The 12930-nt window shown below is 67.6% G+C and carries 9 protein-coding genes; 1 reads left to right on the top strand and 8 read right to left on the bottom strand.

Annotated elements, in window-relative coordinates:
• Positions 1-429 precede the first annotated feature (429 nt).
• Positions 430-2106, top strand: a complete 1677-nt coding sequence (locus FZ983_RS14230) for a cache domain-containing protein (RefSeq protein ID WP_247883751.1) — start codon at positions 430-432, stop codon at positions 2104-2106.
• Positions 2107-2125: 19 nt separating this feature from the next.
• Here the strand turns inward: FZ983_RS14230 and FZ983_RS14235 are convergent, their stop codons facing one another.
• The 8 genes from FZ983_RS14235 to FZ983_RS14270 form a co-directional block, all read right to left on the bottom strand.
• Positions 2126-2356, bottom strand: coding sequence for a hypothetical protein (locus tag FZ983_RS14235; protein WP_149224177.1), 231 nt, complete (start codon positions 2354-2356; stop codon positions 2126-2128).
• A gap of 4 nt (positions 2357-2360) precedes the next feature.
• Positions 2361-2888, bottom strand: coding sequence for a hypothetical protein (locus FZ983_RS14240; RefSeq protein ID WP_149224178.1), 528 nt, complete (start codon positions 2886-2888; stop codon positions 2361-2363).
• A 1-nt stretch (position 2889) separates the two neighbouring features.
• Positions 2890-4872: a BCCT family transporter gene (locus tag FZ983_RS14245; RefSeq protein WP_149224179.1), complete on the bottom strand. Its 1983-nt coding sequence runs from the start codon at positions 4870-4872 to the stop codon at positions 2890-2892.
• 323 nt (positions 4873-5195) lie between these two features.
• On the bottom strand, positions 5196-6872 hold the full coding sequence (locus tag FZ983_RS14250) for an ABC transporter ATP-binding protein (RefSeq protein ID WP_149224180.1): 1677 nt from the start codon (positions 6870-6872) through the stop codon (positions 5196-5198).
• A 55-nt stretch (positions 6873-6927) separates the two neighbouring features.
• Positions 6928-8922 carry a Fe(3+)-hydroxamate ABC transporter permease FhuB gene (fhuB, locus tag FZ983_RS14255; protein WP_247883752.1) on the bottom strand — a complete coding sequence of 665 codons (1995 nt, stop codon included), beginning with the start codon at positions 8920-8922 and terminating at the stop codon, positions 6928-6930.
• Positions 8915-9805 carry an iron-siderophore ABC transporter substrate-binding protein gene (locus FZ983_RS14260; RefSeq protein WP_149224181.1) on the bottom strand — a complete coding sequence of 297 codons (891 nt, stop codon included), beginning with the start codon at positions 9803-9805 and terminating at the stop codon, positions 8915-8917. Before FZ983_RS14260 ends, fhuB begins: the two co-directional genes overlap by 8 nt.
• Positions 9805-10599, bottom strand: a complete 795-nt coding sequence (locus tag FZ983_RS14265) for an ATP-binding cassette domain-containing protein (protein WP_149224182.1) — start codon at positions 10597-10599, stop codon at positions 9805-9807. The genes FZ983_RS14260 and FZ983_RS14265 overlap by 1 nt, the downstream gene beginning before the upstream one ends.
• A gap of 4 nt (positions 10600-10603) precedes the next feature.
• The gene (locus tag FZ983_RS14270; RefSeq protein WP_149224183.1) at positions 10604-12739 is read right to left on the bottom strand and encodes a TonB-dependent siderophore receptor; all 2136 of its coding nucleotides are present in this window, start codon (positions 12737-12739) and stop codon (positions 10604-10606) included.
• Positions 12740-12930 lie beyond the last annotated feature (191 nt).

Consider the following 12930-nt stretch of genomic DNA (forward strand, 5'->3'; position numbering starts at 1 on the left):
GCCATAAGGGCATGCCTGTAACGCTTTGAAATTGCTTGGTTCCCGCAGCGCGCGGCAACTACAGAAGCCGTATATGCGCCGGCGGATCAGGCGGCGGACATCTTGGATGTCAGGGATTTATGACTTTCGACGTAAACGCCGGTATGTGTCCTTGAGAAAACCTGCGGGTGACCAAATCGGACACGCCGGTCGCCCTTGTCGGTAATGATGTTGATCCATGGTGATGGCGAGTGAACGAACTTTGCGCAACAGCCATGGCCTACCAATCAATCAGTGTGACTGATGCAAAATCCTGAAGGCGAATCAGGGAATTCTTCTAACTTTTTCTTAACTGCTGTCGCTTTTTTCTTGATAGACGCTTGCCTCAAAGGCAGGGGTCGGAAAAAGAATAACACACAGTCAGCGGTCGGACCAAACCAGGGGTTGGGTATGAGGATGAAGGCTTTGTCGCTGGCGGGCAAGACGGTGGTGCTCTGTGGGGGCGGATTGCTGTTGCTTGCCTTCGCCACGTTCGGTGTCAACGAGTTGCTGCTGACCCGCTATGCCGAACGGGTGGCGATGGAGCGGCAGGAGACCAACATGCGCGTCGCCTGGGACGTGCTGAACCAGTACGGGCAGGCGTTCGACCTGCGCGATGGCAAGCTCTACGCCGGCGACCGCGCGCTCAATGACTTCTTCGAGCCGGTGGACCGGGTCAAGCGGCTGGTCGGCGGCACGGCGACCCTGTTCATGGGCGACCGGCGCGTCGCCACCAACGTGCTGAAGCCCGACGGCAGCCGCGCGGTCGGCACCACGCTGGCGAAGGGGCCGGTCCATGACGCGGTGCTGGGGCGCGGAGTGCCCTATCGCGGGCAGGCGGAAATCCTCGGCACGCCTTTCTACACCGCTTACGATCCGATCAAGGCGCCGGACGGGCGCGTGGTCGGCGTGCTCTATGTCGGCATTCCGAAGGCGGAGTTCTTTGCGACCATCCGCGACACCCAGACGATGATCGCCGCCATCAGCGGGGCCGTGACCCTGCTGGTCGCCGCCTGCTGCCTGTTGCTGGCCCGGCGCATGTTCCGGCCGCTGTCGGGCATCCGCGGCGCCATGGAGGATCTGGCGCGCGGCAACCTGTCGGTCGCCATCCCGGCGCTGGGCCGCAAGGACGAGATCGGCGGCATGGCGAAGGCGCTCAGCGTGTTCAAGGACAACGCCATCGAGGTCGCCAAGCTGCACGAAACCCAAGCGGAGGAGCGCGCCCGCTCGGTGCAGGAACGGCGCAAGGCGATGGATGCGGTGGCGCACTCCTTCGAAGGGTCGCTGCTGGGCGTCGTCGAGGTTCTGAGCGCCACCACCACGCAGTTGCAGGCCAACGCCCAGCGCCTGCACGACATCGCCGAGACCGGCAGCGTCCGCGCCGCCGCCGTCAGCACCGCCGCCGGTGAGGCGAGCGACGACGTCCGCACCGTAGCGGGTGCTTCGGAAGAGTTGAGCATCTCCATCGGCGAGGTCAGCCGGCAGGTCGAGGAGTCGGCCCGCATGGTCCGCAACGCGGTGGAGGAGGTGACGCGCACCAACCGGACGATGGACGGGCTGGCGGCGGCGGCCGGCAAGATCGGCGAGGTGGTGACCCTGATCCAGGACATCGCCGGCCAGACCAACCTTCTGGCGCTGAACGCGACCATCGAAGCCGCGCGGGCGGGGGAGGCCGGCAAGGGCTTCGCCGTGGTAGCCGGAGAGGTGAAGACGCTGGCAAACCAGACCGCGCGCGCGACCGACGACATCGCCCGGCAGGTGGCGGAAATCCAGGCGGTGACCGGCCATGCCGTGGAGGCCATCGAGGGGATCGGCCGCACCGTGCTGTCGGTCAGCGATCTGGTCGGCCGCATCGCCGTCTCCGCCGACCATCAAGGCGTCACCACGGCCGACATCGCCCGCTCGATCCAGCGCGCCGCCGACCGAACGACTGAAGTCACCCACAACATCCGCGAAGTCTCGCAATCCGCGCACGAGACCGGAACGATGGCGTCGGAGGTCAGCGCCGCGGCCGCCGACCTCGGCCGGCAGGCGATGGCGCTGCGCGATCAGGCGGAGGAGTTCCTGCGCCATGTGCGGGCGGCCTGACGGCCTTCCGGTCCACGCCTCAGTCCGTCTCGATGGCCCGGCGTTCGGCGGGGTCGATGAGAATGGCGAGTTCCTCGTCGGCCATCGTCAGGCGCGGCGCCACCGGCAGCTTGAGCAGCTTCTGCATGTCCCGCTCCTGCCGGGACAGCTGAAGGCAGGCCGGACGCAACCGGAAATGCGACCAGGGCGGCACCGGGCCGAAACAGTCCTGCATGCGTCGGCGGGTGAGGATACGGTCCAGCCAGAGCATGGGCTCAACCCTTCAGATGAAAGGGCAGCAGCAGAAAGCCGGCCGCCAGGAAGGTCAGCGACAGGATCACCAGTCGCAAGGCACGGGTGCGGCTGCGCGCGCTGACCGTGTTGCCCCAAAGATACTGCTCGAAGGCGATGGAGTAGCTGGCCGTCATCAGATCCATCATGCCGGCCGCCACCTCCTCCTCCCCTTTGCCGGCGCGCAGGCTCTCTTCCGCCTGGACCAGATCGGTCAGGCGGGGAGGTTCGTGATGGACGAACAGCCATTCCACCATGAAGACCTGATGGACGGCCCCGAGCAGGGCCAGCACGCTGACCGCGGTCAGCGCGGCGATGGCCACGGCGATGGGCTCGTTCAGCCGGGAGGCGTCGAAGCGCACCGCCAGGTTTCCCAGGGCGAAGACCGCAAATGAGATCGCCGATACCGGCGTCCCGATGCTGCTCCGGATCGACTCCCGGCGTGACCGCTCGCTGAGGAAGATCTGCCGGAAATGGTCGTGGCGGAGTTCGCGGGACGACGGCATCGTCATCTCACCAGCCCATCCATTTGCCGTATTCGCGGATGAAATCATGGCGGATGGCACTGCGGCTCATTCGCTCCTGCGGAAGTTGCTTGTGCAGGCCGCCGCGCAGGATGACCTCGGCCCGCGTCTGCCAGGGCTCGTCATCCTTCTCGATGCCCGAGAAGGCGAAGCTCATGGGATGATAGGCGCGCGCGCGGATCGCGTAGGAGAACTCCTCCTGGCCGTCCCTCAGCACGGCGATGCCGGCAGTGAAGGAACTGGTGTCGATTTCCACGACGCGGCCGTTTCGTTCCAGCTCCTCCGCGATGTCGCGCAGGGCCGGCACCACGTCGTCGGCGATGAATCGCGCCACGTTCCGCCGGGCGGCCCCGGCTCCCGGCGGAACCGCCGACTGTCCGCCCCGGCGGCCCAGCATCGCGGAAAGCCCTTGCCGCCAGTCGCTGTCGCCGGCCGCATCCGCAGCTGGAGCGGTCGCGCTTGCCGCGGCGCGGGTGGTGCGCCTGCCGGGATCGACCTTCCGCTCGCTTTGCAGGCTGACGACGAGGCCGATGCACATCAACACCATGACGAACGCGAAGGGCAGCGCCGTGGTGACCGCCGCGGTCTGCAGCGCCTGGAGCCCGCCGACCAGCAGGAGCACCGCCGCCACCACACCCGACAGGAGGGCCCAGAAAATGCGCGTGGCGATCGGCGGATCCTGATTGCCGCCGGAGCCGATGATGTCGATGACCATCGCGCCGGAATCGGCGGAGGTGACGAAAAAGGTGACGACCATCAGCGTGGCGATGGCGGAGGTGATGGTGCTGAGCGGCAACCGGTCCAGCATGACGAACAGCGCGGTCGGCACGCTGTCGGCCACCGCCGCGGCCATGCCGCCGCCTTCGAACATCTCCATGTGGATCGCCGTCTCACCGAACACGATGAACCACAGCATGGTCAGGGCGACCGGCGCGAACAGCACGCCGCCGATGAATTCGCGGATGGTGCGGCCGCGCGATACGCGGGCGATGAACATGCCGACGAAGGGCGCCCAGGAGATCCACCAGCCCCAATAGAACATCGTCCAGCTCGCCTGCCATTCCGCCCCGGAATAGGGCAGGGTGCGGAAGCTGGTGTAGGGCAGGGTCCACAGGTAGCGGCCGATGCTCTCCACCAGCGTCGACAGCAGGAACACCGTCGGACCCAGCAGGAACACGAAGGTCAGCAGCAGCACGCCCGCCAGCATGTTCAGTTCGCTCAAACGGCGGATTCCCCGCCCGACGCCGCTGGCGGCGGAGACCGTGGCCACCACCGTGATGACGGCGATCAGCACGATCTGCTGCACCAGACCCACGTCCAGCAGGCCGAGATAGGCGAAGCCGGCGTTGATCTGCATGACGCCGAGCCCCAGCGAAGTCGCGATCCCGAAGAGCGTGCCGAAGATGGCGATGATGTCGACGACATGGCCGGGCCAGCCGCGGATGCGATCGCCCAGCAGCGGATAGAGCGCCGACCGGATGGTCAGGGGAAGATCCTGGCGGTAGGCGAAATAGCCCAGGGACAGCCCGACGACGATGTAGATCGCCCAGGCGTGAAGGCCCCAGTGAAGGAATGCGAGGTTCATCGCCTCGCGCGCGGCGTCGGGAGTTCCCGCCTCGCCCACGCGCGGATTGGAGAAATGCAGCATCGGCTCGGCGACGCCGTAGAACAGCAGCCCGATGCCCATGCCGGCGCTGAACAGCATGGCAAACCAGGACGGGTAACTGAATTCCGGTTCGTCATCGTCGTGGCCCAGCTTGATCGCGCCATACGGGCTGACGAAGAGCCACAGGACGAACAGCAGGAAGCCTGCGACGACAAGCACGTAGAACCAGCCGAAGTTGCCGACAACAAATGCCTGCATCTCCGATACGCGGGAGCCGAAAGGCTCTGTGAACAACGCAGCCAAAGCAACGAACAGTAGAATCAGGCCGCCGGCTGTGAAGGAGACAGTTTTGTTTATCTGGTGCATGGAACCCCATCGTCATCGCTAGATCAGCCGGATGATACGAAGACTTCCATGCAGGGATAAAGGGCTGCGTTGGGATAATGCCGAGAGAATTCGTATTGAGAGAATATGCGGATTGCCGGTCGGGTTATACGGTGATCTGGCAGGTCATTGGACCGGTTGAGGCCGACGATTGATACCCGTTGCGCGCGCTCTGTTCCGACGTAGGCCGGGTTTGCCCCGTCGATTGGGAGAGGGATGGGGGGGACTTCAGATCTGCAACCCCTCACCCCAACCCCTCTCCCGCAAGGGGAGAGGGGCTATTGTCTCCCCGCCTTCGCGCTCTCTCAGCCGTGGGCGGCTAGTTCCTCGTGGGTGATGCGCTGGATGCCGCCTTCGGCACCGACGACATAGACCTCGTCGGCGTTGCGGATGGTCGCCAGACGGTGGGCGATGATCAGGGTCGTCCGGCCTTCCGCCAGTTCCATCAGGGATTTCTGGATTTCCCGCTCGGTCCGGGTGTCCAGCGCCGAGGTGGCCTCGTCCAGGATGAGGATCGGCGGGTTCTTCAGGAACATGCGGGCGATGGTCAGGCGCTGTTTCTGGCCGCCCGACAGCTTCACGCCGCGCTCGCCGATGATGGTGTCGAGCCCGTCGGGCAGCGAGGCGATCAGCCCGTCGAGATGGGCGCGGCGCGCCGCCTCGGTGATCTCGGCATCCGATGCGCCCAGACGGCCATAGGCGATGTTCTCGCGGATGGTGCCGCCGAACAGGAAGACGTCCTGCTGGACGATGCCGATCTGCCGGCGCAGCGAGGCCAGCGTCATGCTGCGGATGTCGAGCCCGTCGATGGTGATTGTGCCGCCGGTGATCTCGTAGAAGCGCGGCAGAAGCGAGCAGATCGTCGTCTTGCCGGCACCCGACGGGCCGATGAAGGCGACGGTGGAGCCCGCCTTGATGCTGAGGTCGACGCCCTTCAGGACCGGGCGGGCGGCGTCATAGCCGAAGGAGACGTCGGTGAAGCGGATGTCGCCCTTCAGCGGCGGCGCCGGGACGGCGTTGGGCGAATCCGCAATGTCGGGTTGGGTGTCGAGCAGGGCGGTGTAGCGGCGGAAGCCGGCGATGCCGCGCGGATAGGTTTCGATGACCGCGTTGATCTTCTCGATCGGGCGGAAAAAAGTGTTGACCAGCAGCAGGAAGGCGAAGAATCCGCCCTGGGTCAGTTCCCCCACCAGGACGAAATGGGCGCCGGTCAGCATGACGACGATCAGGATCAGCCGCATGCTCATGTAGCTGAGCGTCGTCGATGCCGCCATGATCTTGTAGGCGTCGAGCTTGGTCTTGCGGTAGCGGTCGTTGTCCTCGGCGAACAGCTTGCGCTCGTGGTCCTCGTTGGTGAAGGCCTGGACGACGCGCATGCCGCCGACATTCTCCTCGATGCGGACATTGAAGTCGCCGACGCGGGAATAGAGCGACTGCCAGTTCTTGGTCATGCGCCCGCCGTAGCGGCTGGTCAGCCACGCGATGACGGGCACGATGGCGGCGGTGATCAGCGCCAGCGGCAGATGCACCACCGCCATCAGGGCGAAGGCGCCGACGAAGGTCATCACCGCGATCAGCAGGTCTTCGGGGCCGTGGTGCGCCACCTCGCCGATCTCGTCCAGGTCGCGGGTGACGCGGCCGACGAGATGGCCGGTCTTGTTGTTGTCGTAGAAGCTGAAGGAGAGCTTCTGCAGATGGTCGAAGCTCTTCCGCCGCATCTCCGTCTCGATGTTGACGCCCAGCTTGTGGCCCCAATAGGTCACGATGGCCATCAACCCGCCATTCGCCATGTAGACCGCCAGCAGCAGTGCCGTCGCGGCGACGATCAGCGGCCAGTCCTGGGTGGGCAGAAGCTTGTCCACGAAGGCGCGCACCGCCATCGGGAAGCCCAGCTCCAGCAGCCCCGACAGGATCGCGCAGGAAATGTCGAGAATCAGCAGGCCCTTGTAGGGACGGTAGTAGGCGAGGAAGCGGCGGAGCATGGCTCTTCTCATTCCGGAACTGAAAATGGGAATAGGCACGGAGGAATGGAATGGGCTAGCCGGCGCGGGGGCTGGCCCGGCTGAGCAACCAGATCAGGTAGGGGCCGGCAAGCAGCGCGGCGAACAATCCAAGCGGCAGTTGATACGGGAAGGCGACGGTTCGCGCCAGCCAATCCGACACCACCATCAGGCCGGCGCCGATCAGGACTGCGCCGATGCCCTGCTCAGTCGCTCGGCCGAGACCGGCGAGCCGCGCGAGATGGGGGGCGATCAGGCCGACGAAGCTCAAGGGACCGACGAAGAGCGCCGCCGCCGCCGTCAGCAGGCCGGCGAACAGGACCAGAAGGATGCGGCAGCGCTGCACCGGCAGGCCGACCGACCGGGCGGTGACATCGCCGAGCGGCAGGATCTCCAGCCAGCGGGAGGCCAGCGGCAGGGCCGCCAGCAGCAGCACCGCGGCGCCCGCGCAGAACCAGGCGTCGGCCGGGCCTGCGTCGTTGGTCGACCCGCTCAGCCAGCGCAGCAGGGTGAAGGCCTGGGGCGTGCCGGTGGCGATGACGGCTGTCAGGACGGCGCTGCACAGCGCGCTCATGGCGATGCCGGCCAGCAGCAGCCGTTCCGGCCCGAAGCCGGCGCGCAGCGACAGCGCCAGCATGGCGGCAAGCATCAGCACCGCTCCCGCCGCGGAAGCCGCTATCTGCAGGCCGATGCCGGGTGCGGCGACCAGGAACAGCGCGGCGGTGAGCCCGACGCCCGAGCCGGTGCCAACGCCGAGGATTTCCGGGCTGGCCAGCGGGTTGGCGGTGATGCGCTGCAACAGCATCCCGGCCGCCGCCAGCATGGCGCCCGCCGCCGCTGCGACCGCCACGCGCGGTCCGCGCCATGCCAGCAGCCGGTCGAGGAGGGAGCCGGTGGCCAGCGACCAGCCGTCCGGGCCGTAGCCGACGGTCAGGGCAAGGGCCGCGGCGGCAAGGCCCAGCAGGGCGATCACGCCGATCAGCAGGCGGGGATGGGGGCTGCGGCGCGACGGGGCGGGCCGGTTGTTCAGCGACGGCCATTCGAACATGCGCAGGCGCGGCAGCAGCCACAGCAGCAGCGGGCCGCCCAGCAGGGCGGTGGCGGCGCCGGTCGGCACCCGTTCGCCATTGGCGCCGGCCAGAAGCTGCACCAGCCCGTCGGTGACCCAGAGCAGGACCGCGCCGATCAGCGGTGCCGCGACCAGTTTCTGGCTCTGGGTGCGCGCGCCGCTGAGATGCGCCAGGGCGGGGGCGGCCAGCCCGACGAAGCCGATCACGCCGACCTCCGCCGTCACGCTGGCGGCCAGCCAGACCGCGACGCCGATGACGGCGAAGCGCGTGGCGTTCAGGGCGACGCCCAGGCTGCGGGCGCTGGCGTCGTCAAGGCCGAGGATCGCCAGCGGGCGCATCAGCAGGACGGCGGCGGCGAGCCCGACCAGCAGGCGGAGCGCGATGGTCAGGGTCGGCCCCCAGCTTTGCTGCGCCAGCGCGCCGCCGCCCCAGATGAAGATGGAGAAGAGATAATCGCCGTTGGCGAGGATCAGCGCGGCGCTGGCCATGGTCGCGGTCAGCGCCACCATCATGCCGGCGAGGATGACGGCGACCGGCTCCAGCCCGCGCCGCCATGTCATGGCGAGGATCAGCCCAACCACCGCCAGCCCGCCGGCCAGCGCCACGCCCTCGCGCGCCCGATCCATCAGGGCCGGGGCGTAGAGCAGCCCCACCGTCATGGCGAGCTGGGCGCCGGCGGATACGCCAAGCGTCGATGGCTCGGCCAGCGGGTTGCGCAGGACGCGCTGGAGCAGCAGCCCCGACAGGCCCAGCGCCGCCCCGGCGACCAGCGAGACGGCGATGCGCGGCAGGACGCTGTGATAGAGGATGATGGCGTCGAGCCAGTCGGCACCGGTGGGCGACGCGCCGGCCGGGGCCGGAGAGGCGAGATGCCCGGCGACCTGGACCGTCGACAGGCAGGCGGCGAGGATGGCCAGCCCGCCCCACAGCAGGATGCGGTTCATCGGCGCGCGCTCAGCCATTGCCGTTTCCTTGCAGAAGGGCGGCGGTGGCGAGGCGGGCGAAGCGCAGGGCGGCCGGCAGACCTCCGAAATGGTTGACCGCCTCGATCACCGCCACACGGTTTTCCCGCACCATCGGCAGGGCCTGCCACAGGGCGCTGTCCGCCAGCGTCCGCACCGCGTCGGCGGGAACCGGCGGCACGACGATGACGGTGGCGTCGGGGAAGCGGGCCAGCGTCTCGATGCCGACCGGGGCGGTGGCGCTGTAGCTGGACTGTGCCGCCCAGCCATTCTCGACGCCGAGCCGGTGGAGCACGTCGCCAAACATGCTGTCGGTGCCGAAGGCGCGGAAATGGCGGGCGTCGCCGAAATTGATCGCCAGGACCGGCCGGCGGCCGATGCCGGTCAGGCTCCCGCGCAGGCGGGCGATTTCCGCTTTCGTGTCGACGACGACGGCCTGCGCCCGTGCCTCGTGGCCGAGCAGCCGGCCGAGGGTGAGGGCGGCTTCCGCAGCGGCGGCGTAGGGCGGGACGCCCGGCGCGTAGATCGACAGCGACACGGTTTCCGCGACCCGCTCCAGGCTGGCGCGCTGGCCCTCGTAGTAGTTGGAGGTGAGGATCAGGTCCGGCTCCGCGAGGTTCAGCGCCTCGTAGTTCGGCGTGCCGCGCAGGCCGATGTCGCTGACGGAAGCCGGCACGGTGGGCTCGACGACGGTCTTGCGGAATTGCAGCAGTTCGGTGGCGGCGACCGGGACCACCCCCAGCGCCAGCACCGTTTCCAGCAGCGCCCAGTCGATGACCGCCACCCGCGTCGGCAGGGCGGCCAATGCTAGGCGGGGCATCAATGCAAGCCCGGCGGTCAGGCCCAGCGCGTGGCGCCGCGATATCGTCCTTGCCGCAGCCATCACAGGACGTAACCGATGGGGTCGCCGGTGACCGGATGCGGGACGATGCCCATGGCGAGGCGGTAGATCGCGCCCAGCGTCTCGCCGGTCATGATGGCGTCCGGCGTTCCCTGGGCGATAAGCGCGCCGCCGCGCATCGCCAGGATTTCGTCGCAGACGCGGGCGGCCATGTTGATGTCGTGCAGGACGATGACGGCGCCGATGCCGCGGGCGCGGCTCAGCCGGCGCACCAGCCCCAGCATCTCCACCTGGCTGGCGATGTCGAGCGCCGAGGTCGGCTCGTCCAGCAGCAGGCAGCGCGTGTCCTGCGCCAGCATCATGGCGAGCCAGACGCGCTGCCGCTCGCCGCCCGACAGGCTGTCGACCAGCCGGTCGGCGAAGGCGTCGAGGTTGGTCTCGGCAATCGCCTCCGCCACCTTGGCGGCATCCTCCGCCCCGAAGCGGCCGAGCGCGCCGTGCCAGGGGAAGCGGCCGAGCGCCACCAGCTCGCGCACCGTCATGCCCTCCGCCGGCGGGGTGAATTGCGGCATGTAGGCGACGGTGCGGGCGAAGTCGCGCTCGCCGATGCGGGCGATCTCGGTGCCGAGGCAGCGGATGCGCCCGGCCCCCGGCGGCTGCTGGCGGGCGAGCATGCGGATCAGCGTGCTCTTGCCGGAGCCGTTGGGGCCGACCAGCCCGTAGATGCGTCCTTGCTCCAGCCGAAGCGACAGGTCCGACAGGATCGGCCGGCCGGCCGCCGAAAATCCGACGGCATCCAGTTCGTACAGGGCAGGGGTGTGGTCCGGGCCGGGCATCAGGTTACCAAGTCATGTTGAGGGTCAGCAGGGCGGTCCGCCCCTCCGCATAGCCGCAGGAATACTGGGTCTGGCAGCTGGCGACGTATTCCTTGTCGAACAGGTTGGTGACCGACAGGTTGGCGCCCCAGTTGTCGCGCTTGTAGCCGACCCGCGCGTCGAAGACGGTCGCCGCCGGGACCTTCAGCGTGTTCTCGTTGTCGGCCCAGGACGACCCGACATAGCGCACGCCGCCGCCGACCGACACCCCGGTCAGCACGCTTTCACGGAAGGTGTAGTCGAGGAAGGCCGAGCTCTGGATTTGCGGCACGATGTAGGGAGTCTTGCCGATCAGGGCCGGGTTGGCGTCCTTCTTGATGTCGAGGTCGAGCGCCGTGAAGGAGGCGGTGGCCTTCAGGCTGGGGGTGATGTTGGCCTTGGCCTCCAACTCGACGCCGCGGGAATTGACCTCGCCCAACTGGGTCTCGGCGTTGAAGGCGCCGGTCACCACGTTGGTGCGGGTCAGGTCGAACAGGGCCGCGGTGAAGATGGCGTCCATCCAGGCCGGGCGGTACTTGACGCCGACCTCGTACTGGCGGCCGCTCTCCGGCTTGAAGACGCCGACGGCGGCCGACGAGCCCAATACCGGGTTGAAGAAGGTGGAGGCGCTGACATAGGGGGTCAGGCCGTTGGCGAACTCATAGGCCAGACCGGCTCGGCCGCTGAACTTGCCGGTCTTGCCGTCATAGGCGGGCGTCCCGTCTGCGTCGGTCGAGGCGATGTCGTAGCGGCCGCTCAGCGTCACCAGGAAGCCCTGGCCGAAGCGCATCTGGTCCTGCAGATAGACGCCGAGCTGACGCATCGTCAACTCCTGGTCGATGTAGGCGAAGCGCTGGCCCTGGGGCGCACCGTAGACCGGGCTGGTGGCGCTGATCGTCGTGGCGGAGCCGGACGCCTGCACCTGATCCATGGCGAAATACTTGTAATCGACGCCGACCAGCGCCGTGTGCTCGACCGGACCGGTGCGCAGCTTGCCTTCCAGCTGGTTGTCGATCAGGACGCTGTTGACCTCGGTCGTGTGCTCGAAATTGATGCGTGACAGCAGGTTGTTCGGATCGGCCGGCGTGGCCGAGAAGCCGCCGTAGCCGAAGGGGTAGACCGAGATCTCGTGGACCTTGCTGTAGTTGTAGCGCGCGTTCTGGCGGAAGATCAGGTCGTTGTCGAAGCGGTGTTCGAACTCGTAGCCGATGGCGGCTTGGCGGCGGCGGTAGGTGTCGATGCCGGGTTCGGTGAAGTTGGCCTTGCGGTCGATCCGGCCGAAGGGCGCGTCCACCACCGTGCCGACATAGGGCAGGAAGGCGCCGCCGTTGTGCGTCTCGTCGATGTCGGTGTAGTTGGTCAGGACCGTCAGGCTGTTGGCGTCGTTCGGCGACCATTTGAAGCTGGGCGAGACGGTGCCGCGGAAGCCGTCCGCGAAGTCGGTGTAGGTGTCGCCGCCGGCGATGCGGCCGGTCAGCCGGTAGCTCAGGGTCGGATCGAGCGCACCGCCGACGTCCAGGCCGAGAAAGGCGGTGCCGTGCTGGTCGATGCCGGCCTCGACCGAGCGCTCCGGCGTGCCGCCCGGACGCTTGGTGACGTAGTTCAGTAGGCCGCCGGGGTTGCTGCCGCCGTAGAGCACAGAGGAGGCGCCGCGCAGGACCTCGATCCGCTCCAGATTGTAGCTGTCGACGAACTGGCCGCCGAAGCCGTAGGCGTAGAGCTGCAGCCCGTCCTGGTAGACGCCGGACTGCGTCGCCTGGAAGCCGCGGATGAAGACCCAGTCGGTGTCGCTGTCACGGCCGAAAGGCTGGCTGAAGACGCCGGGGGTATAGCGCAGCGCCTCGTCCACCTTCTGGGCGCCGCGGTCGTCCATCTCCTCGCGGCCGATCACCGACACCGACTGCGGGATTTCCTCCAGCGGCGTGTCGGTCTTGGACCCGGTGGCAGACCGGGCCGGGACATAGCCGTTGACCGGGCTGGTCGCCGTATCGACGGCCCTGCTGCCTTCGACGGTCACCGGACCGAGGATGGCGGGCGTGCTTGCGTCCTGCGCCTGAGCTTGGGAAAGGGCCGGCATCAGCAGGGCGGCGAGCGCCGTGCCGTTCAAGAGGAAACGGGTCATTCGCTTGATCGAAAAGTGAACCATCGCAATCGGCCTCGGACTGTATGCACCACCCGCGAAGCGCCACCGGACCATCCTGTCCGAAGGTGGAGCTGTTGTTGCGAATGATTAGCATATGCATGAAGGCCCGGATTGAACCGTCTTTGGATGGGTTGGACGATCTTTCGACATTCGTCGTGCATCGGCGTCGG

The sequence above is a fragment of the Azospirillum sp. B21 genome (assembly GCF_008364825.1).
Classification (GTDB): Bacteria; Pseudomonadota; Alphaproteobacteria; order Azospirillales; family Azospirillaceae; genus Azospirillum.